General features: G+C 37.8%; 20 protein-coding genes, 1 tRNA gene and 3 pseudogenes. 15 read left to right on the top strand and 9 right to left on the bottom strand.

The window, feature by feature from the left end:
- The first annotated feature begins 186 nt into the window (after positions 1–186).
- Positions 187–1677 carry an inorganic phosphate transporter PitA gene (gene pitA, locus ACPEH5_RS18645; RefSeq protein ID WP_042848657.1) on the top strand — a complete coding sequence of 497 codons (1491 nt, stop codon included), beginning with the start codon at positions 187–189 and terminating at the stop codon, positions 1675–1677.
- A 133-nt stretch (positions 1678–1810) separates the two neighbouring features.
- Here the strand turns inward: pitA and uspB are convergent, their stop codons facing one another.
- Positions 1811–2146 (bottom strand): universal stress protein UspB, encoded by a 336-nt coding sequence (uspB, locus tag ACPEH5_RS18650; RefSeq protein WP_042848591.1) that lies wholly within the window; start codon positions 2144–2146, stop codon positions 1811–1813.
- Between the two features lie 563 nt (positions 2147–2709).
- Between uspB and uspA the strand changes: the two genes are divergently transcribed.
- Positions 2710–3144: a universal stress protein UspA gene (uspA, locus tag ACPEH5_RS18655; protein WP_042848590.1), complete on the top strand. Its 435-nt coding sequence runs from the start codon at positions 2710–2712 to the stop codon at positions 3142–3144.
- 266 nt (positions 3145–3410) lie between these two features.
- On the top strand, positions 3411–4745 hold the full coding sequence (gene gdhA / locus ACPEH5_RS18660; protein ID WP_042848589.1) for an NADP-specific glutamate dehydrogenase: 1335 nt from the start codon (positions 3411–3413) through the stop codon (positions 4743–4745).
- Positions 4746–4829: 84 nt separating this feature from the next.
- Here gdhA and rsmJ read toward each other — a convergent pair whose 3' ends face one another.
- A complete protein-coding gene (gene rsmJ, locus ACPEH5_RS18665; RefSeq protein WP_048605560.1) occupies positions 4830–5600 on the bottom strand; it encodes a 16S rRNA (guanine(1516)-N(2))-methyltransferase RsmJ in 771 nt (256 codons plus the stop codon).
- Positions 5593–7635 carry an oligopeptidase A gene (prlC, locus tag ACPEH5_RS18670; protein WP_042848587.1) on the bottom strand — a complete coding sequence of 681 codons (2043 nt, stop codon included), beginning with the start codon at positions 7633–7635 and terminating at the stop codon, positions 5593–5595. The genes rsmJ and prlC overlap by 8 nt, the downstream gene beginning before the upstream one ends.
- Positions 7636–7950: 315 nt before the next feature.
- Here prlC and ACPEH5_RS18675 point away from each other — a divergent pair.
- Positions 7951–8045: transfer RNA gene (locus ACPEH5_RS18675), tRNA-Sec, on the top strand.
- A gap of 322 nt (positions 8046–8367) precedes the next feature.
- A pseudogene (locus tag ACPEH5_RS18680) lies at positions 8368–9031 on the top strand (tyrosine-type recombinase/integrase); the annotation flags it as partial.
- Positions 9032–9111: 80 nt separating this feature from the next.
- On the opposite strand, the pseudogene ACPEH5_RS18685 reads toward ACPEH5_RS18680, so the two are convergent.
- Positions 9112–9236 (bottom strand): annotated as a pseudogene (locus ACPEH5_RS18685) (IS110 family transposase); the annotation flags it as partial.
- A 713-nt stretch (positions 9237–9949) separates the two neighbouring features.
- On the opposite strand from ACPEH5_RS18685, the pseudogene ACPEH5_RS18690 reads away from it, so the two are divergent.
- The 10 genes and pseudogenes from ACPEH5_RS18690 to ACPEH5_RS18735 form a co-directional block, all read left to right on the top strand.
- Positions 9950–10288 (top strand): annotated as a pseudogene (locus ACPEH5_RS18690) (IS1 family transposase); the annotation flags it as partial.
- A gap of 387 nt (positions 10289–10675) precedes the next feature.
- Complete coding sequence (locus ACPEH5_RS18695; protein ID WP_042848586.1) at positions 10676–10939, top strand: helix-turn-helix domain-containing protein; 264 nt, start codon at positions 10676–10678, stop codon at positions 10937–10939.
- A 486-nt stretch (positions 10940–11425) separates the two neighbouring features.
- Positions 11426–11977, top strand: coding sequence for a fimbrial protein (locus ACPEH5_RS18700; RefSeq protein ID WP_042848585.1), 552 nt, complete (start codon positions 11426–11428; stop codon positions 11975–11977).
- Between the two features lie 58 nt (positions 11978–12035).
- Positions 12036–12614, top strand: coding sequence for a fimbrial protein (locus tag ACPEH5_RS18705; protein WP_220129034.1), 579 nt, complete (start codon positions 12036–12038; stop codon positions 12612–12614).
- Positions 12615–12684: 70 nt separating this feature from the next.
- Positions 12685–15192, top strand: a complete 2508-nt coding sequence (locus ACPEH5_RS18710; RefSeq protein ID WP_048605557.1) for a fimbria/pilus outer membrane usher protein — start codon at positions 12685–12687, stop codon at positions 15190–15192.
- A 66-nt stretch (positions 15193–15258) separates the two neighbouring features.
- Entirely contained in the window at positions 15259–15996 is a 738-nt protein-coding gene (locus tag ACPEH5_RS18715) for a fimbrial biogenesis chaperone (RefSeq protein ID WP_166686998.1), read from the top strand.
- Between the two features lie 39 nt (positions 15997–16035).
- On the top strand, positions 16036–16437 hold the full coding sequence (locus ACPEH5_RS18720; RefSeq protein ID WP_048605554.1) for a hypothetical protein: 402 nt from the start codon (positions 16036–16038) through the stop codon (positions 16435–16437).
- The gene (locus ACPEH5_RS18725) at positions 16430–16963 is read left to right on the top strand and encodes a fimbrial protein (protein ID WP_042848582.1); all 534 of its coding nucleotides are present in this window, start codon (positions 16430–16432) and stop codon (positions 16961–16963) included. Before ACPEH5_RS18720 ends, ACPEH5_RS18725 begins: the two co-directional genes overlap by 8 nt.
- Entirely contained in the window at positions 16963–17505 is a 543-nt protein-coding gene (locus tag ACPEH5_RS18730; protein ID WP_042848581.1) for a fimbrial protein, read from the top strand. The genes ACPEH5_RS18725 and ACPEH5_RS18730 overlap by 1 nt, the downstream gene beginning before the upstream one ends.
- Before the next feature lie 18 nt (positions 17506–17523).
- Positions 17524–18537 carry a hypothetical protein gene (locus tag ACPEH5_RS18735; RefSeq protein ID WP_166686999.1) on the top strand — a complete coding sequence of 338 codons (1014 nt, stop codon included), beginning with the start codon at positions 17524–17526 and terminating at the stop codon, positions 18535–18537.
- Between the two features lie 963 nt (positions 18538–19500).
- Here ACPEH5_RS18735 and ACPEH5_RS18740 read toward each other — a convergent pair.
- The 5 genes from ACPEH5_RS18740 to ACPEH5_RS18760 are packed head-to-tail and all read right to left on the bottom strand — an operon-like array spanning position 19501 to position 22726.
- On the bottom strand, positions 19501–20526 hold the full coding sequence (locus ACPEH5_RS18740) for a hypothetical protein (protein ID WP_048605551.1): 1026 nt from the start codon (positions 20524–20526) through the stop codon (positions 19501–19503).
- 15 nt (positions 20527–20541) lie between these two features.
- Positions 20542–21072, bottom strand: a complete 531-nt coding sequence (locus tag ACPEH5_RS18745; protein ID WP_208292499.1) for a fimbrial protein — start codon at positions 21070–21072, stop codon at positions 20542–20544.
- 17 nt (positions 21073–21089) lie between these two features.
- Complete coding sequence (locus tag ACPEH5_RS18750; RefSeq protein ID WP_042848575.1) at positions 21090–21590, bottom strand: fimbrial protein; 501 nt, start codon at positions 21588–21590, stop codon at positions 21090–21092.
- Positions 21583–21993: a hypothetical protein gene (locus ACPEH5_RS18755; protein WP_042848574.1), complete on the bottom strand. Its 411-nt coding sequence runs from the start codon at positions 21991–21993 to the stop codon at positions 21583–21585. The genes ACPEH5_RS18750 and ACPEH5_RS18755 overlap by 8 nt, the downstream gene beginning before the upstream one ends.
- 22 nt (positions 21994–22015) lie before the next feature.
- Positions 22016–22726 carry a fimbrial biogenesis chaperone gene (locus ACPEH5_RS18760; protein WP_042848572.1) on the bottom strand — a complete coding sequence of 237 codons (711 nt, stop codon included), beginning with the start codon at positions 22724–22726 and terminating at the stop codon, positions 22016–22018.
- Between the last annotated feature and the right edge of the window lie 7 nt (positions 22727–22733).

Below are 22733 nucleotides of genomic sequence, written 5' to 3' on the forward strand. Positions count from 1 at the left end.
AAAAAGTTGCAAAAATTCAGAATAAATTTGTTTAAGCCAATCTATTGAAATATATGGGGTAATTACTATGAGGTACTTTTTTGATGGGTAGTTAAATCAAAAAAAGGTTAGATTTTGCTTCCACCGCCAGCGTTTGTCACTGATAATGCGCCGCGTTCATGTCCAACATATAATGGCTTAACGTCTATGCTACATCTTTTTACAGGTTTAGAATTTCATACAGGTCTATTATTAGTTCTAGCACTGTTATTTGTGCTGTTCTATGAGGCTATAAATGGCTTCCATGACACCGCTAACGCGGTAGCAACGGTTATTTATACCAGAGCAATGCGGGCTCAGTTCGCAGTTGTCATGGCAGGGGTTTTTAACTTTTTCGGTGTCTTGCTGGGAGGGTTGAGCGTTGCGTATGCAATTGTCCACCTCTTACCAACAGACCTCTTGCTTAATGTGAGCTCAGCTCACGGCCTTGCAATGGTTTTTTCATTGCTTCTGGCTGCAATCATTTGGAACCTTGGAACGTGGTACTTAGGTATCCCTGCTTCAAGTTCACATACGCTGATCGGGGCGATTATCGGGGTGGGTTTAACCAACGCGATTGTAACTGATTCATCTGTAGTTGATGCCTTGAACGTACCGAAAATGATCAGTATTTTCATGTCATTGATTTTATCTCCCGCAATTGGTTTTGTGATAGCTGGTTTGATGATTTTCTTTTTGCGCCGTTATTGGAGTGGCACAAAGAAACGTCGTCGAATTCACTTAACCCCAGCAGAACGTGAGAAAAAAGATGGGAAGCGTAAGCCACCATTTTGGACGCGTACTGCATTGATTTTATCTGCGGTTGGTGTCAGTTTCTCCCATGGTGCGAACGATGGCCAAAAAGGCATCGGTCTTATCATGCTGGTGCTAATTGGTGTTGCGCCAGCGGGCTTCGTGATGAATATGAATTCAAACGGCTATGATATCGCTAAAACGCATGATGCGGTTGTCCACCTGCAACAATACTATGAAACACATAAACCAGCGTTAAACCATGCGATAGAAAATGCCCCTGTGGTGGCTGAAAGCAGCGATGAGCCCGGTGGTGAATTCCACTGTGATAGTTCCCGTACTGGTGCGATTTTAAATCAAGCGCAAACCATGCTGGATGGCATTCAAAGCTATGAAGAGCTAACGCCTGATCAACGTAATCATGCACGTCGTTTATTGATGTGTATCTCTGATACCGCAAATGCTGTTGCTAAGTTACCAGAAACGAGTTCGAAAGATGCGAGTTTACTGAAAAAATTGAGTAATGACTTGCTGTATACCGTTGAGTATGCGCCACTTTGGATCATCATTGCTGTTGCCTTAGCGTTATCGTTAGGTACCATGTTTGGCTGGCAGCGCGTTGCTGTTACCATTGGTGAGAAAATTGGTAAGAAAGGCATGACTTATGCGCAAGGTGTTTCCGCGCAAGTCACGGCGGCGGTTTCCATCGGTGTTGCAAGTTACACTGGGATGCCTGTTTCAACGACGCAAGTTTTATCTTCAGCAGTCGCTGGTACCATGGTTGTCGACGGTGGTGGTGTGCAAACTAAAACCATCAAGAGCATTGCTTTAGCGTGGCTACTGACTCTGCCTGTCTCAATTGTGTTATCTGGCGGTTTGTACTGGCTATCATTGCTGTTTATCTAACAGCGCTTAACTTGGCTTCATATCGTTTGTATGGGGCCTTTAAACGTTACATGAACATAGTAATATAAATATACGAAAGAGTGATGGCCTTACGGCCATCACTCTTTTTTTATCGTTAGGTGGGTGAATATTATTAACCTGTCACTAATAAGTAGATTAGGCTTACAGCAACAAGAATGCTAAGTCTACTTATCATCATAAATTGCTTACGAATTCGCTCACAGCGTAAAATGACTTCTGGGTCGTAGTGGTCAATATATTGTTTATTATTGATGTACCTAACCAATCGCAGCTGTTTGTTCAGTTGACCATGGGTGGTAAAAAACCCATTACCATCAACGGATTGGTAGAGCAGAGGGTCTGAATCCCTTAAAATGGACAATAAAACACGAATTGAAGAAAAATACCGCATCATATTCAAGATACATAAAATACATAATGCCCAAAACAATGCAATCATACTGAACATAATCCCCTCCTTAGAACCTAGGGGCTATTGACCTTTTGATTGGTTCTCTCAGCAGCAAAGCTATCGCTTTACCGTAATGCTATTGATTTTCATGCCTTGTATTAATGAGAAGTGACCAGCAAAGTTCAACTGCGCCTAGCTCACTGCAATTGTCACAAAGGAAATACAGCAAAACGTTGCACTTAAACTAAGTTTTTTTATTGTAGGATATATTCTTGCTTAAAAAAAGTGCAGCGGGCACAAAATTATGATGACTATTTGTTTATATTGAGAAAATTGTCAGTAGTTTCTATGTATGTTCGTCTAAAATATAAAAGAGCATGGGAGAATGTTTTACGCAATTTTAGTGTATCCTTAGCTCAAATTGTTTAGGCAAATATATTAATATTGAATGAATGATGTTATTGTTTTATAAAATGTTATATGAACTGATGATTTAAAGGTTAATCTGCTTAGATGTGATCAAAGCAACACTTAATAATCACAATTTGCAGGTATAGTATTCATAAAGATGTGGTGAAGGCATAACCACTGGATAATCAGCATTTGGAAGGAGTTTACTTATGGCTTACAAACATATTCTTGTGGCGGTAGATTTATCACCTGAAAGTAAAGTATTACTGGATAAGGCTGTCTCTATGGCAAAACCTTACGGGGCCAAAGTATCCATGATCCATGTTGATGTGAACTATTCGGACCTCTACACTGGTCTTATTGATGTCAACCTTGGTGACATGCAACAGCGTATTACGGATGAAACTCGTAACGCTCTGAAGGACTTGTCTGCAGGTGCAGATTATGAAATCCAAGAAACTCTTAGCGGTAGTGGTGATTTAGGCCAAGTACTGGTTGATGCGATTAAAAAATATAATATGGATTTAGTCGTCTGTGGTCATCACCAAGATTTCTGGAGCAAGTTAATGTCATCTGCTCGTCAGCTAATCAATACAGTTCATGTGGATATGTTGATTGTGCCATTAAATGACGATGAAGAATAAGTCACATCGCTAAATTAGAAAAATTATTCACTAAAAACGCTTGCTTATGCAGGCGTTTTTTTTGTTACAAAATATGTACTTCGAGGTGGTTATTGGCAGGTCAAGCGATTTATTTTGCATTACAGTGAAAAAAAACCTTGAATTTAGAATACAAACTAATGATATATTCAATAGGCAAACACAAATCAACCTCACATTTCCTAAAAATAATGACAAGAAAGAGTGAGGCACATCACAACAACTACATGTTAAAAAGGAAGACATAGATGACACAATCACTATCTTCGTTCTTGGAGTCTGTCCAAAAAAGAGATCCTTCACAGCCTGAGTTTTTACAAGCTGTGCGGGAAGTATTCACTTCTCTTTGGCCTTTTTTAGAACAAAATGCAAAGTATCGTGACCAAGCATTACTTGAACGCTTCGTTGAACCTGAGCGCGTTATTCAGTTCCGCGTATGTTGGGTTGATGACCACGGCAAAGTGCAAGTGAACCGTGCTTGGCGTGTTCAATTCAGTTCAGCCATTGGGCCATTCAAAGGTGGAATGCGCTTTCACCCATCCGTTAACTTATCAATTCTGAAGTTCTTAGGCTTTGAGCAAACACTGAAGAATGCGTTAACAACATTACCGATGGGCGGAGGCAAAGGGGGGTCTGACTTCGATCCTAAAGGGAAAAGCCATGGTGAAGTGATGCGTTTTTGCCAAGCCTTGATGACTGAATTATATCGCCATATTGGCTCAAACACTGACGTACCTGCTGGGGACATTGGTGTGGGTGGACGTGAAGTCGGTTTCATGACCGGTATGATGAAAAAACTGTCTAACGACACCTCTTGTGTATTTACGGGTAAAGGTCTGTCTTTCGGTGGGAGTTTGATCCGCCCAGAAGCGACTGGCTATGGTTTAGTTTACTTTACTAATGCGATGTTAAAACGCCATGGCTTAGGTTTTGATGGTATGCGAGTTGCTGTTTCTGGTTCAGGTAACGTAGCACAGTATACGATTGATAAATGCATGGAACTGGGTGCTAAAGTTGTCACAGCTTCTGATTCAGGCGGTACTGTGGTGGATGAAGATGGTTTTACAACAGAAAAACTGGCTCGTTTAGAAGAAATCAAAAATAACTATGGTCGCATTGAAGAGTATGCCAAAGAGTTTGGTTTAACTTACTTAGCGGGTCAGCAACCGTGGAATGTGCCGGTGGATATTGCGTTACCTTGTGCAACACAAAATGAGCTAGATATTGATGCTGCAAAAGTGTTGATTAAAAATGGGGTCAAAGCAGTCGCAGAAGGGGCGAATATGCCAACAACCATTCCGGCAACGGAGTTGTTCCTAGAAGCGGGTGTTTTGTTTGCGCCAGGTAAAGCCGCGAATGCGGGTGGGGTGGCAACGTCAGGTTTAGAAATGGCGCAAAATGCGGCTCGTCTCAGTTGGAAAGCTGAAAAAGTAGATGCTCGCTTACATCACATCATGCTGGATATTCACCAACACTGTGTTGAATTTGGGGGTGAGGAGAAACAAACAAACTATGTTCAAGGCGCTAACATCGCAGGCTTCGTGAAAGTCGCAGATGCAATGCTTGGGCAGGGTGTGTTGTAATTCTCTTACCTGTAAACGTACGCGAAAGGGCGGCTGTATTATATTGATAATTTCACCTGTACATACGCCCTTCGCCGTTACGTTTTAATCACTATTTTTAATGCACGGATATATATCAAATCGATGGCTTTTTGTCGTAATTGCTGAAGGCGCTTTTTGTCCCGCTAGGGGCTCTGCGTAATCAGGGCGTTTAACAACCACTCTTCGTTTTGCTAAGGCGATAGCTGGTGCGAGTAAGGAATCCGCATCATCATCAGCCCCTACTAATGACTGAAACACTCGCATTTCTTTCTTAACTAAAGCGCTTTTTTGCCGATGTGGATACATTGGATCAAGGTAAATAACATCGGGTGCGTGAGTCACTTCTTTTAAAGCGGTAATGCTAGAAGCATGGATCAAAGACATACGCTCTTTTAACCACTCTCCAATTTCAGCGTCTTGATAGCCCCGCTGTAGGCCATCATCTAATAATGCAGCCACAACAGGGTGGCGTTCTAACATACGGACACGGCAGCCTAGAGAGGCTAAAACAAAGGCATCACGGCCAAGGCCAGCCGTCGCATCTATCACGTCAGGAAGATAATCTTTTTTAATTCCAACAGCTTTGGCGACAGCTTCACCACGACCACCACCAAACTTTCGTCGATGAGCCATGGCTCCTGACACAAAATCCACAAAAATCCCCCCGAGTTTGGGTTCATCCAGTTTACGTAGTTGTAAGTTTTCAGGGGTTAGTACCAGAGCCATCACCGCGTTAGGGGTATGAGAAAGCTGCCATTTTTCAGAAAGTTGGGAAAGGGCGCCGCGATCGGCACCCTCTTCACAGATCAATTGGATCGCAGTGCTATTAGCCATGAATACCATAGCTCTTTAACATCGCGTCTAGTTCTGGTTTACGGCCACGGAAGCGCTCAAATAGCGCCATTGGTTCTTCAGAGCCGCCGCGGCTTAAAATATTGTCAAGGAATGACTGACCAGTTTGGCGATTAAAAATACCTTCTTCACTGAAACGCGAATATGCATCTGCGGCTAAAACATCTGCCCATAAATAGCTGTAATAACCCGCAGCATAACCCCCTGCGAAGATATGGCTGAAGGCATGCGGGAAGCGTGCCCATTTAGGTGAAGGCACTACCGCGACTTTATCTTTAATGGCGTATAAGGTTGGCATAACTTGAGCCCCTTTAGCTGGGTCATATTCAGCATGCAAGGTGAAATCAAATAAACCAAACTCTAATTGGCGTAGCACAAACATTGCAGATTGGTAGTTTTTCGCAGCCAGCATGCTACTTAGCATTTCTGCAGGTAATGGTTCGCCTGTTTCATAATGCCCTGAAATAAACTCGAGTGCTTCAGGTTCCCAGCACCAGTTTTCCATAAACTGACTTGGTAGTTCTACCGCATCCCATGGTACCCCATTGATCCCTGCTACATCAGCAACATCAATCTTCGTTAACATATGATGTAAGCCATGACCAAACTCGTGGAATAGTGTGATCACCTCATCATGGGTAAAGAGTGCTGGCTTATCACCTAATGGTTTGTTGAAGTTACAGGTTAGATAAGCAACTGGGTTTTGTAATGAACCATCTTTATGCACCATACGGCCCATGCAGTCGTCCATCCAAGCTCCACCACGTTTGTGTTCACGTGCATAGAGGTCTAGGTAGAAGCTACCGCGTAAAGTATTGGTATCATCGTATAACTCAAAGAAACGCACATCTTTATGCCATGTTTCTACATCATTGCGTTCTTTTGCCGTTAACCCATAAATACGGTGAACGACTTCAAATAAGCCATTAAGGACACGTTGCTCCGGGAAATAAGGGCGTAGTTGCTCATCACTTAATGAGAATTTATGCTGTTTCTGCTTTTCGCTATAATACGCTAAGTCCCAAGACTCTAGGGTATCGACACCATAATGCTGTTTTGCAAAGGCGGTTAATTCAGCAAGTTCATCTTTACCTTGCTGGTGGGCGCGTTGTGCTAAGTCATTTAAGAAGCCTAATACTTGCTCTGGTGATTCTGCCATTTTTGTTGCCAGAGATTTATCAGCGTAGTTTTTAAAACCTAATAATTGTGCAAGTTCATGGCGTAATGCCATTAACTCATCAATGAGTTCGCTGTTATCCCATTTACCGGCATTTGGCCCTTGGTCTGAAGCACGAGTGCTATATGCATGGCTCATTTCACGGCGCAATTCTGCGTTGTCGGCGTAAGTCATGACAGGTAGGTAGCTTGGCATATCGAGGGTTAATAGATAACCTTCTTCACCTTTGGCTTCTGCCATGGCTTTAGCTGCCGCGATGGCGCTTTCTGGCATACCCGCTAATTCTTTTTCATCTTTAATGAGTTTCGTCCACCCCATGGTGGCATCAAGCACATTATTGCTAAATTTAGAGGCAATCTCTGACAAACGCGCAACAATTTCACCATAACGTTGCTGTTTTTCAGGGGGTAAGCCAATTCCAGATAGCTCGAAATCACGTAAAGTATTCTCGATAGATTTCCGCTGTGATTGGCTGAGTGAGTTAAATTCAGCGCCTTCTTTTAATGATTTATAGGCTTGATATAAAGGTTCGTGCTGACCCATCCACGTACTGAATTCAGACAGCAGCGGTAAACATTGTTCATAGGCTTCACGCAATTCAGGGCTATTTTTTACCGAATGCAGGTGGCTCACTGGCGACCAAACTCTGGAGAGTTTATCGCTGGCTTCTTCTAACGGTTGGCACAGGTTATCCCAAGTATATTGGTCTGTGGCATCAAGGAGGTTTTCAACTGTTTGACGGTACTCGGTGAGTACGTGCTCGACAGCAGGAAAAACATGTGCAGGCTCTATAGTAGAAAAGCGAGGTAGGGCAGAATCGGTTAATAATGCATTTGTCATAAAACATCCTGTGATTGCAGGCTTGTGCTCGTAGGCCAAGGCTTACTGTGTTGACAATAAAAGTTAAATGGTGAATTTATACCCAAATACGATTGGTGTATGGGGCATAAAATTAGCGCACCATTATGAATATAAGAAAGTATATGGGGGCAGAAATGTAAACCTCAATATCAAGATAACGTTTTTTCTTATCAGCGCTTATCAATAAGTGGGGTTTTTATTAGCTTTTATCAATAAAGGTGATAGTTGCGGTTTCAATGCTTTAGAAAATAATGGATTCAGTCTATAATCATGCTCCAATCTATAGGTTATAGAGGAAGATCGTCGTCTCCGGTGAGGCGGCTGGATTTCAAATCCAGTTGGGGCTGCCAGCAGTCCCGGGCAGGTTCGACTCCTGTGATCTTCCGCCAAACGCAGTTTCTAAATTTCTCCCAAAGTCTATATTTCCCTTTTAAATCAATAAGATTAATCATCTCGAAGTCTGTCTGATTCTCCCCTTGTTTACTGGTTTCTACCCCTGTTTGGGGGCAAAATTGGGGGCATAATTTTCCCCTATTTTTGGATGCCCCCACAATGAAGCTTTACGCCTGCCAGGTAGCGGCCTCAAGGCCAATGGTAGCCCCCTATAAAATGACCGATGGAGGAGGGGCACACTAGTTTCATTAGCTGATGCACGAAAAAATTGCTGGTTCAAAATAAAGTTCAAGTAAATAAAAACATTTAGCCTCTGAAAGTACCTTTGAAGCAGTTGCTCGTGAATGGCACACCTCTAAAGCAGATCGTTGGTCACTACGTTATCGTGATGAAATTATTGATACCTTTGAAAAGGATATCTTTCCTTATATTGGTAAGCATCCGATAGCAGAGATTAAACCCCTAGAGCTACTTGAAACCTTACGTAAGATGGAAAAACACGGAGCCTTAGAGAAGATGCGTAAAGTCCGCCAGCGCTGCGGTCTTTCGCTATGTCATTATTACTGGTCGAGCGCAATATAACCCAGCTCCTGATCTGGCTTCTGCTCTAACTCCACCTAAAAAGCAACACTTCCCATTCTTAACAAATCAAGAACTGCCATATTTCCTAAAAGATTTAGCTGGTTACACTGGCAGTATCATCACCAAAACAGCGACTGAAATTATTTTGCTAACGGCTGTTAGAACGCAAGAACTCCGCTTTGCTCGTTGGCAGGATATTGATTTAGAAAAAGGGGTTTGGGAGATACCAGCTGAAGTAATGAAAATAAAGCGACCGCATGTTGTGCCATTATCAAAACAGGTGATCGAGTTGTTTAATTTACTCAAGCCACTGTCAGGGCATTATGAACTTGTGTTTATAGGCCGTAACGACCATAGAAAGCCGATCAGTAAGGAAAGCGTGAATCAGGTTATTGAGTTGCGGATTTTGTTAATGACGCACAACTCAACTTTCGTTTGAGGATAGATACAGTTAATAGCATCAGGGAAGCTGGTTAGCCCATCAGTACCGATAAGGCTAGGCTTATGATTGCTAAAGTATTCCAACAGGGTACCGTGCTTTATTTATCGATAACTTCACCTATATGTTCTTCAATGAAGTGAACCTGTATAAGATGTTTTGCGATATCGGCGACAACGGGGGGATTTCATGTTGTGGGCCCTCTAGTCATTAGGGAGCTTTATTCATTTCGTACTGGGCACAATGATGTCAGAAGTGTGCGAAGATCTTCACCTCATCAGCCGAACCCTTCACCGCTCTCAAATAGTTGGGATGAGTTCATCTCATTTTTCAAGAACTAACCTAAAAACGAGTATTAAGATTATCAATAAGTCAAATGACACCAACTGTCTGGAGATTTAAGGGGGCGGTTTAGTTAGATGAAATTATTAACACGCGTAACAAGTGTAAGTAATTGCAAAAAAGTAATGGTTGATGTATGTGAAAGAAATGTTGTTAAGTATGAATTAATAACACATTACTTGTAACTCATTGATTTTTATCATGTAAAAATAATTGTAGTATGAATAAATATGACAAGAAATAACTGACTATTAAACTTGGTATATTCGATAGATTTCTCCTGCTTTACAGCATATGAGAGTAATTATAGCATTTGTGTGAGCCAGAGTTCAAAAGACAAAAAGATTTAATTACCGTATTCATAAATATATAGTGGTTTTATCTAGGTAAATTTAGCTATATTCCGTATCTAAAATTTAATTCTATTGTGATTAATATTTAATCACAGGGCTTCTTTTTAATTTTTTCTTTAAATTACGACTTAGTTGAGGATTTACCCAGTGAAATTAAATAAAACTCTTATGGCTATTGTAGTAGCGACAACGATGGTTATGGTATGTCTGGTCACTTCAGTTAAAACATATAGTGGCGCATGTCTTGGGCTCAAGGAGCCGTAAGAGCCAGCAAAAATTATTAAGGTGGCTTTCTAAGTTTGATATTCAGTTTTGGTGTACCGATAATTACCTAGCATACCAGTTATTACCAAGGGAAACTCACTCGATTGGTAAACGATTTACACAGGGAATAAAACATCAAAATTTGAACTTAAGAAACAAGATAAAAAGGCTGAACAGAAAAACATAGAGGTATTCAAGAACTGTTGAAATGATTGACAAAATCATTGGTACTTTCATTGAAAGAGAACATTACATTTAACCAAATTAATACATTGAATACTCGACCCAAAACTAGAAAAAGTGGTGGCTACATTTAAATAATCACTAAATAACTAGCCATATAGCGACTTATTTTTATTGGAGTTACAATTCCTTACAATATTTAGCGTAAGTAAAGCTTGAGGGTTTTATTAACAAAAATTTAACACGGTTATTTGTATATTGTTGTTTGATAATTGTTTTTTTATACCTTTTTATTTTTAACAACCTTAATTAGTAAAAAAATACCTATTAACTTTGTAGCTAATTTTTTTAAATAATTAATTTATTTTTTTGTTTTGGTTTAACTCAGATTTTTTGTATCCTATATTGAGTTAAACGATTGGTGTCTTATTTCATTTAATACGTCAACGTCAATGGTGCTTTAATGAGAAATGAAATTTTCAATTCACTTTCTATTCTAAGTGATAGAGATAACATAGTTAATGTCGTATCAAAAAACATTGGAAAAAAAATAAAAAAACTTAGATTGAAATATAACTTAAGTGGCTCTAATTTAGCTAAGGTTATTGGCATATCGCAACAACAATTATCTCGGTATGAGAACGGTCAAAGTGATATATCAACATCAAAAATAATGATTATTTCAATTTATTTTAATGTTGATGTTAGCTATTTTTTTGATGAATAAAAATCATACAACACCATGTGTTAAAGCTTAATGAATTGGAGCCTATTACAATGAAAATTAAAGGCTATTTACGAAAAGATATTGGTTCGTTTTTAAGGTATACCCGTAAAAAATCATTATTCTTCAATCAAGTTGGTTATCTAGTTCATTTAAGTTAGCAGCAGGTTTCTCTCTATGAACTTGGTATTACAATAATTAGTGTAGAGATGTTGAAATTTTTTAATTGCATTAGATAGAAATTGGTCGGAATTACTTTTCAAGGTAATGGCTGATCGTTCTGATTAAATAAGAAAAATTAAAAATAAGTTACCATTAGAAACAATTTTAATTAAAAAATTTAAATTAGAAGGTTAGCCTTCTATTTATTAGTCGCCTTTTCTTTAAGTCTAGGCAAGGGAAACCTTTCCCATTTTATGAGTGACTTTGTCATTTGATATTAGTAAGCGTTCAATATATTAAATCTATTTACATATTAAGGAAATAATAATGAAATTATCTCAATTAGCTGTTGCTACTGTATTTGCCGCATCTGTTATTCCATTTAGCTCAATGGCTGATAACACAGGAACAATTGATTTTGTTGGTTCAGTTGTGAATACACCATGTAACATCCAACAATCATCATTAAAACAAACTGTTGATTTCGGTCAATTATCTCGCAAAGCCTTACAAAGCGGTAAAGCGGCAGAAGCAAACTTTGATATTAAATTAACTGGTTGTGATTTCGCTAATTTCGGCGAAGTTGATAGCGAAAGCGGTAATGCTGCTGGTGTTAAAACCATGGACTTAGTATTTACTGGCCAAAACTATGTGAATGGCGGTGAAATGCTTTCTACATCAACAGGTAACGCAAATAACTTAGGTATCGTGATTGATGGCTTCAAATTTGGTGTTGCAAAAGATGTATTACCTACCGGTAACACTGATGGCGATGTGACTTTATCTTTCAAAGCATTAGCTAAAGCAATTGATAAAACTAAAGATGTTGCAGAAGGTAAATTTACCGCTGTTTCAAACTTCCGTATTACTTATCAGTAAGCACTTTGAATAGCCGCCAATTTTTGGCGGCTACTTAATGCATATAAAGGAAAACAAAGTGCTTACTTATCTATTTGATATTCGAAAATTTGTGCCTGTTCTACTCATCTATTTTTGTGGATGCTTCACCGTATTTGCAGAAAAGGACATAGGGGTACGACATGAAGGAACGACTCAGATGATTGGCAGCGTTATAGCGACACCTTGTTCGATTATGATGAAAGATCGTTTTCAAACGGTAAATTTTTCATCATTAGCATTGAATTTATTATCAACAAAGGTATCCCGAGAAGAACGCAACCAGCTTTTTGAGATTGAATTAAGTAATTGCGGTAGCCTGTTTTCCTCTCTTGATAGCAAAACATGGGTAATACGTTTTGATGGCCATCGTGCAAACCAGATGAATGCTTTTGTCTTACAAGGCCCCTCTGAAGGACTAGGCGTTTCTGTTCTTGACAGCACAATGCAAGCCTTAATCCCTGGGGAAAGCTATTCACTATTCGGCAGCGTATTAAGACAAGGTAAGGCAGGACAATCACTTGTGCTTCGCTATTTTTTACAACTTGAGCTAACGGGAAAGCCTCTCCAAGCAGGCCGTTATCAAGGGTTAATTCGTTTTTTCATCGATTATCAATAAAACAAAGATAAAAACAGTCAATCCTATTGCATTGGCTAGTATTTCTTGTTGTTCTCGGAGTGGTATAAGCATGAAGTTCACATATTGTAAAGTTGGGCTGGCCATCTTAGTGGCATTAAACTTTAGCACGTTGACTGCTTATGCCTCAGAGTTTAATACGGATGTATTAGATGCTGAAGATCTCCAAAACGTCGATATGAGCCAATTTGCTGTCGCGGGGTATGTCCCCCCAGATAATTATGTCCTAACTATTTTTGTTAATGGGCAGCGTTTAGGCGCACCTCGGGATATTACGGTTTTTGAACAAAGCACCCCCGAGCAAACCTTGCTACAAACAACGTGTCTACCTGCTGATTTGCTTGATCTCATTGGGCTAAAAGAGACAGCAAAAGAAAAAGTCCATCTTTCGAATAATGACCAGTGCTTGAATTTATCAGCCCTAACAGGAGTCCAACTAAAAATTGAACTCGCAACATTATCCTTAAAAATGACAATCCCTCAGTTTTGGATGGAATATCGTGATCCTGACTGGGTGCCACCTGCATTATGGGAAGAGGGTGTTAATGGTGCCTTAATCGACTACAGTGCAAACATTTCTGTCACAAAAGAAAATACAGGAAGCAAACGCACTTATGCTTCGACGAGTGGAACCGCTGGCATAAATTTAGGCGCTTGGCGTTTTCGCGGTGATTATAATGGCACTTACCAGAAGCAGCAAGGAAATCGCCAATCATCACAAGAAACAAAGCAATTTGATTTTAGTCGCTTGTATGCATTTACTTCTATTAAGTCTTTATCGGCTATTTTGACGTTAGGTGAAAACTATTTTTATTCTAACGTCTTTGAGTCTTGGCAATACACCGGACTTTCATTAGAAAGTGATGACCGTATGCTACCCCCGAAACTGGTGGGATACGCCCCAGAAATTATTGGGGTTGCAAATACCAATGCAACAGTTATTGTTCGCAGCAAAGAACGTGTTCTGTTAGAAACAACCGTACCACCTGGGCCATTCCGTATCCAAACACTGGATAGTGGAGTTCGTGGGGTTTTGGATATCACCGTCCGTGAAGAAAACGGTGAAGAAAAGAAATTCAGTTTAAATACGGCCTCACTACCTTATTTAACCCGTCCAGGGCGACTCATTTATAAATTTGTTGCAGGTAAAACGCGACTTAGCGGTCATCAGCTAACAGGAAACCCTGTTGCAGGTGGGGAATTATCATATGGTTTATCAAATGAATGGTCACTTTATGGTGGCTCCCAACTTAATACTGATTACCAAACCGCTGCTATTGGTATTGGGCGAGACCTATTCGCGTTTGGGGCACTGTCATTCGATGTGACACAGTCAGTTGCACGCTTTACTCAAGAAACCCTGCAAGGCCGCTCATATAGGTTAAATTACTCAAAATCTTTTGATGCATTACGCACAGATATTACCTTTGCGGGTTATCGCTTCGCAGATAAAAACTACCGAACACTCAGCCAATTTATGGATGAAGTCAGTTCAGGTTATGTCTCTCGTGCACCAAAAGAAAATTATCAAATCTATTTGAATAAATATTTCGATAATTTTAATTTTTCACTGAATTATCAATATAGCACGTATTGGCATGACAAATCACAAATGCAATATGGCTTATATGCAAGTACCAATATCAGTCTTCCTGCACTTTCCCAGCAAGATGCGACGATATCGTTATCTGCAATTCGCACTGAGCGAGACAGTGGCTATAAAGATGATGCAGTGAACCTTTATTTAAGTATTCCACTTTATAACGGTCACAGTGTGTCATTGTCTGAATCTTATACTAAGACGGGAGAGTATAACCAACATAACCATAGCGCTAGTTATAGCGGCTATAACGATCGTGATAGCTACAATGTCACTGTGGGTTATAACCATGGGCAATTATATGATAGCGAATCGAGCATCAGTGGTTATTACTCCCGAGATCTCTCCCAAGCTAATATTTCAGCAAATGCAAGCTATGTCCCTCAACAATATCGCAGTGTTGGTCTGTCTATTAATAGTGGGATAACCGCGACTTCACATGGTGCTGCACTGCACCGAGGTTCAAGTGGAGATACTCGATTAATGATTGAAACTCCCGGTGTTGGTGATGTGCCACTCGATAATGGCACGATAAAAACGAATCGATTCGGTTTAGCTGTTATCCCTAATGTTAGCAGTTACCGTAAAGCTAACGCATCAATTAATACCAGTAAATTGCCCGATAATTTAGAAACGTTGGGGGCATCAACGGACATCACTCTCACAAAAGGTGCGATTGGCTACCGGAGTTTATCCGTAATGAAAGGAGAAAAACTCTTCGCTATTTTATCATTGGGCAATGATAAAACGCCGCCATTTGGTGCCAGTGTTCGCAACCACAATAACCTTGAATTAGGCATTGTCGGGGAAGATGGTGTGACTTGGTTAGTGGGAATATCGCCTAAGGAAAATTTACTTGTTTATTGGGGAGGGCAAGCACAGTGCCAATTGTCACTTCCTGAAAGTTTAGATACATCAACCAATATGTTGTTACTGCCCTGTGTATCAATAAAGAAATAACTATTCGAATCTATTTAAAACCATTCGGATTAGCTGCACACATTTAATTTATTTATGAGGTTTATTATGTTGAGTTTGTTTTTACGTTCGTGGGTATTTTCCTTTTTTCTGCTTACGACAGTATTTTTATCCGTTAGCGCACACAGCGCTGTGACATTGGATAGGACACGAATTATTTTTCCTGCATCCGATAAATCAATTAATGTCACCATTACAAATGATAATCCAGAAGAAGCTTATCTTGCACAAAGCTGGATTGAAGATATTGAAGGGAATAAATTGACTAAAGGCGCAATTTTAGCGACACCGCCATTACAGCGCATTGAGCCGACGAGTAACAGTTTGGTCCGTTTAAGCACCACGCCTGAGCTGAGCAAATTACCGCAAGATAGAGAATCTGTTTTTTATTTTAACTTACGCGAAGTGCCACCTAAATCGAATGACGGAAATATATTGCAAATCGCATTGCAATCCCGAGTGAAATTATTTTATCGCCCAAAAAGCATTTTATCGGAATCAGAAACTAAGTGGGCACATAAAGTCACTTTAACAAAAATCGCTAATGGCTATCGTCTCAATAATACCACCCCATTCAACTTAACTGTGATTGGCTTTGGCAATAGCAAAAATCAAGCAGAAAAAAATGCGTTTAATGTTGTCATGGTGCCACCAAAATCTGACCACGACATTATATCACCATCATTATCAACGCCTTATCTAACTTATATTAATGATTATGGTGGTAAACCTACGCTCGTATTTCAATGCCAAGGTTCAATCTGTACTGTTTCTGGAGAGGAGTAACATTGAGTGAAAGCTAGCATATTAATAAGGAAAACAAACATGAGCAGCCCGCGAAAAACACCTCTAGGACTGTTTATTATCATGATAGTACTGTGTTTTCTTTCTAGCATAAAACATGTCGCTGCTAGCTTGCCAACTAACTCAATCAGTTACGGCCAGATTCAAGTATACGCGCAATTGATGAATACAGCTTGTAACCTAAGTATACGCGGTGCAAAAGAGGTCACGCTGACAAATTGTGGTGCTGGTAGTGCATTTGATGATCTTAATTTAATCAATTCAGCTGTACATACCCCTGTCACCTTACAATTTTACGATACCGAAAAATCGTTATTTTACCCAAGCTATCTCACTTATTTAACAAACGGTGATAATAAAATAGCCTTACCACAGCAAATTGATTACCACAATACCTTAAGATTTGAGGTGAGCTATGAATAGAAAAAGCCGATTGAATTGGGTATTTTATCTCTTGTTATTCACTTTCCCTGCATTAGCTTATAGCGAGGAAGGACTTGATATGGAGTTTCGCGGTGAGCTTGTCAATACAGCTTGTCAAGTTACAACCGAATCTTTAAATCAAAAAATAAAAATTTATAACCTACGCTTAAAGACAATTAATGAAGGAATACCGAGCGCAACAGAACCTTTTTCAATTTTTATTGAAAAATGCAGCGAAACAGATTTAAAAAAAATAATCAAGTTAACATGGAAAAGTAATAAATTAACCAATATTGATGGTGATTCTTTTTTAAATACGCAGGGTGATAGCGGTGTTTTATTGGGGATAACAGATAAAGATGATTCTTTAATTGTTTGGAATCAACAAATTAACTTTGGTATCGTGCCTGAAGTAGGAAATACACAAGAACTTAATTTTGGTGTTTTTGTTCGTAAGCCTAAATCCGGAGATGCAAAGACAGGTGATTTTTTAGCCTCAGTAACCTTTACTGTGGAGTATGAATAATGGATATCATTAAAAAATATTTTAAATTCTGGGTTGGTATACTTTATTTCTGCACCTTCTCTTCCCTTGCTGTTGATGTTCCAATAAAAATATCAGGTACTGTCAAAGTACCACCTTGTATTATTAATAAGAATGAAAAAATTATTTTTAACTTTAAAACCGTACAAATAGATAAAGTTAATAACCATGATAACTCAATCACTAAAGAAATATCTATTGATTGCCAATATTACCAAGGAAAGCCTTATATCAATGTTGTCGGTGATAAATTAGCGAATGCGCCTAATAATGTATTAAATACTAAAGGAAATACAGGGTTAGGGATTGCTTTATATCAAGGAAATTCAGTTAATAATACTTACCCGCTTATTATTGGAAACAATATAAACAGCCTAGGAAATGAAATTATTAATGGATTAAGTGGAAAAGGTCAAAAAAATGGGATCTTTTCTATAACTGCAGTTCCCTATGCATTAAATACTAGTAATTTAGCACCGGGTAAATTTGAATCTACTGCAAAAATAGTCATCACCTACAATTAATAATGACTTGGAATTGACATGATACTTAAACCTCATTTTTTTATCTTAATTTTATTAAACATATTATTTTTCCCTGTCACCAGTATTGCTGGGGATTATCGCCATTTTATTTGGACAATGACAAGTCCAGTAAAAACAAACGATATGTTGATTAATTATAATGATATGACTACCTCTGCATCATCAATAATGTCTGGTGGGCTGAATGGCCTTTATAATGCAAGAAGTGTCTATACAAGATGTAAAGGAACTAATGATAAATTAAGTGCAACCCAAGAAAAAACCGCTTGGCTTATTATGCAAAATAGAGTGTACGTAAATAATGTCCCTATTTCATTGAATATCGACCCTTATAACAGTTGGACCTATCCAGCACAGTCACAAATTTCAGGATATATTTCCAAGATAAACCAAATTACAGTTAAGACCGATGTCGGGGGCTGTTGGACTCTTGGCTCAATGATACCTGTAGACTTTCATTGGCGTAGTGCAAGAATAACAGCAACCTTATCGCAAGGTAACCTCGCTCCAGGGATCTATAGGGTTCCCGTGGCCTATTACTATGCGTTTGAAGAAAATAAATTTACAACTCCTGAAGAGAAAGGCCCCTCAGCAGATGTGCCCAATTTAATCGTAGGAGGCCTTGGCCGACGTGATTCATTTACATTAATTATTGATGTAAAATCTAAGTGTGATTTCAACAGTAACCAACTGCAATTAACTCATGATATTACATTAGGGGATGAGTCTAGCTATAAAAGTAACGTAACAAATTACAGTATCTCTTGCAGTGCATCAACGCCAGTAAAAATGGAATTAATTGGGACAAATAAACCCACAGGGAAAAGTGCTAACTTCACTAAATGTGGTGAAGGAGATTGTGAGTTACAATTTAGCGATGGAAAAACAATCAGTGAGGAGAAAGTCACAGGGAAAAAAGACTACCTTATTAATTCAACATTTCACCCTGACGATAAAACCAAAACAGGCTCATTTCAAGGAGCAGGGATTTTAAGAGTCACAATACAATAAAAAATAAGATTAAATACCAAAAAGTTCTATTTTGTTGAACTTCCTAGTGCTTACTTTCCTATTTATAAGTAGTTGTTAGGTACTATCATGGATTGGTATTGGCAATTTTTTTAGGATAATATTCCTATCGCGCCATGAAAATCTTGAGAAAAGTATAGAGAGTTATTATAACCAACTGGCCATGTATGTTTTCATAAGCAAGCGCCTCGTCTGAGCGAGGCGATAACCTTAATAGGCTTCGTTTAAAGAGCGAATGAAATAACCGAAATACTATTAAGAGAAAAATAGTGAGTATGCAGGTAGATTATATGATTTTTTGAAACGTATAATCTACTGTGTATTATGATGGGTTATGATTACTAGATGTGAGTTAGTTAAAAATATTGTTTTTGTATAATAACAATACCCACAACCCACTCATTAACCTCTTAATCAGATTATGAATTTAGGTATGATTTTTGTCTTGGGGGCATTAATGAGGGCAATGCTATTTATCCAACTAAGTAAACCCATTTAATATCAACGTCATTACCTATTAAATACGACTCCTGTAATAGCCATTCAAGTTCAATATACCTCCATTGAAGGCAATTAAATCCTTTAAATTCAATGCAGATTTAGATATATTTGATAAATAATATTAAATATAAACACACAAAATAGAGGGGCTTATAACTAACACCGCCCTAATTTAAGAACCCTGTTTTATTAACTTATCGATATACGTAAAGAAATTTATACTACGAAAACGATAGAATTATTAAATAGTGTTGTTCGTTACCCGATTAAAAAATCATCGGGTAATTTTTTTTTGGTATTTAACAGGCATGAATTTACCATAAAAGTGAACTATGCTGATATAAAATTATCTACAGGTTCGATTTTTATCTAAAAACACTTGTATTATATACTTCTGCATATTTTTAATTATTTAAAAATTAAAGTATGTTAAATAAGTTAATATTAAATATACTCAAAAATTAAGACCCCACCACCACTGATGTTGCCAAAAGATACATTGGATCTACTTTTTCCTAATGTAATTCCTATATCTAGTGTTTTATTAGTAATACTTTGAAGTGTCGTGATTAATTGCTTTTTACCATCAACTGCCAACTCACCGTACCAACCAGATGACACATTTCCTAAATCTAAACTTGTACGAGTTGGATTTGCACTATCAATAGGTTTTGAGGGCTGGTAAGTTACTTTAATATTTCCAGGATAAGTACAGCTAACGGTTACACTTTTAGTTAGATTTACTCCATCAGCTATTGATTGTGGTAAAGAACCAAAATTAAAATCTAGTTGAGTCTTATCTACACGACAAGTATTAATAACGGTTACATTAAAAGTAAGTACAGCTGAGTTTTTAGGTTGGATAAGCGCAACAGAACTTAACCATTTAGCTGGTATATTTGGGTTTCTGACACCAAATAAAGTCGTGTTTACTTTAATAATATGCGGTGTATTTCTAATTGGGAGATTAGTATTACTGATTAATGTAATAGGAGTTTCTCCACTAAATGATTGTGGCGTATAAGGGGTTCGCGAACAGGTTGCACGGCCAACATTACCTGAGCTTTGCCCTATCTGTGCATATTGTGTATTTGGATATCCATTGATTGTACCTAATGATTGGGGTAATAAAATTCTAAAAGTAAATTTTTCATTGGTAATAGGATCTACATAATCCACTGTATTTGGTGCAATCACATATTGCATATTAGTTGAATTAGGTGAATTCCCGTATGGAGGACATGCACGAGATCCCCATGCATACTCAGTCATTTTTCCTCCCATACTACTTAGCTTAGCTCTTAACGTTAAATTGACACCATTAAAGTTAGCGCCCGTCCAAGTTGTATCAGCTGTAAATTGAGTACCACTATACCCCATGACTGTCCAGTCATCTGGATCACCAGCATTGCTAATACTAGAAATAGCCAGTAGTGAAGCAGGTAACAAATAAAAAACGGTTTTCATCATAAAATATAATCCAAATTATAAATAACTCATTAGGATAGCAACAGTACTATCGAAGCTACCTTCCGTTAATAGTAATTTATTGGGGGTAATTAACGAAGCTCGAAGGATAAATGAGCCTTGTAGCTCATTACTACCAAAAGGAATCCATTTATTTAAATCAAGATTAGCATTACTCTTGGTTAAAGAGATTCCCAGTCCATTCTTTGATGTTCGTAATACGTTGTTACCAACTTGTGTATAGACACCATATTTAGTTGGATATAGATACAAGTTCATAACTTTATTAGCTGGAACTGAACTTCCTGTACAGTTATATTTTAACTGAATATCCTTATAGGCTGTTCCATTTTCAACTTCAGAGAAGTCAACATTATCAAAATTTATAAATAATGGTGATTCATTATTTTCACCTAAAATAGTACAAACAGGAGCAACTATAGTTGCTGTAATATTAATTTTTACATCAGCACGGCCATTATTAAAATCAGCAGCAGTTACTACTCTAGAAAAAAGTAATAATAATAAGAGCGACTTTCTTATTTTCATTATATAACTTCCTATTATTAGTTATAATTAACCATAATGCTTGCAGTTCCATGTACGGTTCCTGGTCTAGCAAAGTCACCTTTTTTTAGATATGTATTCAGTACTAACTCTGCTTTATTTTCTGAACTCACTCTAACCTCAAGTGGTTGATTAAACGAAATTAGTTCGCCATCAAGGCTCTCAAGACCAACGATTAGACCTGTTCCTCCTTGTGTTGTTAAATAATCAATTCCATTTTGTTTATATATATTTGTAGAAGATAATGAAATTTTTATTATTTTATCCATCATAGTAGGCGTACAGTTTTCAAATTCAATTTTTAATGGTTTTTTATCTGAAATATTGCCATTAACCTCAATATAACCTAGTGAATAAGGAATGAATTGAATGGTTATCTCTGACTGTTTAATTTCACATTTTTTATCAATTAGATTTCCATTGAAATTAATAAGCAAATCACTCGAAAAAGCAATAGGAGTCATAGTAATAATTAATATGGAAAATATGAATTTAATCATAATTTAACTCCATGATAGCTGAGCTGCCTTTAGTATTTTTATTTTGTATATAAAGTATGTTTTTACCAGAATAAAGTGGATGATAAATATCATATACTGTAGTTGTTATGTTGTTTTTTTCGATCAATTTAGCCTTGGCTTGTAAAGGTATTTTAATATTTTGATTATTTACTAAACATTGTTCTAGTTCAATAAAAAAAATATCGTTATTATATTCATCATCCAAAATAACACACGGAGAGTACATTAATCCTACTTTAAAATGCAGTTTTCCACTTAAACTATCCATTTTAATAGCCGATGTTACATCATGTGATGGAAAAGAACGATTTTCATCATATTGACTAGCTACACTGCTTAATGAAATAAAAAGTGAGAAAAATACTACAGAAAAATATTTCATTGTACCCTCATTTTATAACTGGCTATTGTTGACTATCAGCTTTGCATACTGATGATTTGCAGTTAAAGGAAACAGTTGGTCTACCACCGTAATCATTTATGTAGGTTAAGTACGGTTTCTGGAAATGTGTACTTTTAACTTGATGACTTCCAAAAGGGTCAATCATAAATGAATCAAATGCGCCATTTTCAGATTTGTTTTTGTCACCCGCTAACCCAATGACCGTTAAATAAAATGGAGAGGTATTTTTAATAATATACCCATCATTTACTGTATTCAGCTCTAGATCTAAGGCCCAATCAGTTTTTGCTTTATCTAAAATAGGCTCTGGGCGATAAAATAATTTAATTCTTGATTGTAATGCAACTTGCATTACGTTTGGCTTATCGCTTTTCGGTGGTATCTCTCTTAAATTAAAATAATAAATAGACTCTCTATCTTTAGGTAATTTAGATACATCCGTAGTTGAAATTCTAATCATGCTTTTTATATTCGGTTCTAAGCGCTGAACTAACGGTGTCGCAATTAATGGTCCTGTTGTAATTTTATTTCCATCTTTATCGTCAATCCAAGCTTGAGCTAAATACGGCAAGGTGTCACTCTGGTTTTCGATATTAATAATTACAGGGGTAGAATCACCTTCTACTATTGCTCTGGTTCTATCAAGAGATACTGCCGCTATGCTATTTTGTGCTACCAATAATAGCGGAAGTAATAAAAATTTATTTTTCATAAAATTC

The sequence above is a fragment of the Providencia sp. NPDC089933 genome (genome assembly GCF_049545585.1).
Classification (GTDB): Bacteria; Pseudomonadota; Gammaproteobacteria; order Enterobacterales; family Enterobacteriaceae; genus Providencia; species Providencia huashanensis.